Annotated in this window: 1 pseudogene; it reads left to right on the top strand. The window is 39.1% G+C overall.

The window, feature by feature from the left end:
- Window positions 1–891 (top strand): annotated as a pseudogene (locus KQI94_RS16150) (hypothetical protein); the annotation flags it as partial.

The raw sequence follows: 891 nt of genomic DNA, 5'->3' as shown, positions 1-891 counted from the left end.
AACCTTTGGCATGACTATTTTTATGAAGGGAATGGTTGGTTTTGCGACTATTTTCTTTGCAAGTTTCTTATCACTAGGGTTTCAATTAAGCAATCAGACAGAAAACGTGTGGCAGAAGATATTAACGATACTTATTTATCTTCTTACACCGCTTGGCTTGTATGTCTTCCGGAAATTCTTTGCTAATCTTGTCACGGGACGTGTTTCACTTTCTGATGGTGTCGGGTTTATCGGAAATCCTTTTGGCACAGAAGCTAATATGCGTAGAGCGGCAAAAGAACAAAAGCAAGAGAATAAGGAGCGCAGGAAACAGGCACAAGAAGAACGTAAAGCAGCTATTAAAAAACGTCAAGAAGAAGCAAGAAAACATGGTAAAGCAGAAACTGGCTTAAAACAACGACCATTAAATAAAGAACAAGAAAAACGTAGTGCACTACGCCGTGAATTGAAGCCAAGACCTCAACATAAAGCGCCAAATGCTATCGAAAAAGCACAAGAAGGATTAAGACAAGCGCACGAAAAAGGACGTATGCAAGAACAGAAATCTGAAGAACAACTCAAACGGCAGCAACATGAATCAGCTCGCCAAAAAGAATATGAAAAAGATCGATTGAAAAAACAGGAATCACTTAAAAAAATTAATGATCAAAGCGACGAATCAACCAATTTAACAGCTTTAAGAAATCAAAATCGGCGTACTGGACAGCGAAGTAAAAAACGCGAAACAGGTCATCAAACACTTATGAAACGACAAGGAGAAAAAGTACTTCAACCAACAAATAAACCAAAAGATATGAAAAAGCAAGTGGTTGCTCGTAGTCCAAGACGAACAGGACAACCAACGACTCGTCAAAATATCCAACCAAAAGTAGCGGCCCAAACGGTCAAACG

This window comes from Enterococcus sp. S183_ASV_20 (assembly GCF_018919685.1).
GTDB classification, from domain to species: domain Bacteria; phylum Bacillota; class Bacilli; order Lactobacillales; family Enterococcaceae; genus Enterococcus; species Enterococcus faecalis.
The sequence above is the reverse complement of the archived record's forward strand: the minus strand, read 5'-3'. Positions and strand labels throughout refer to the sequence as shown.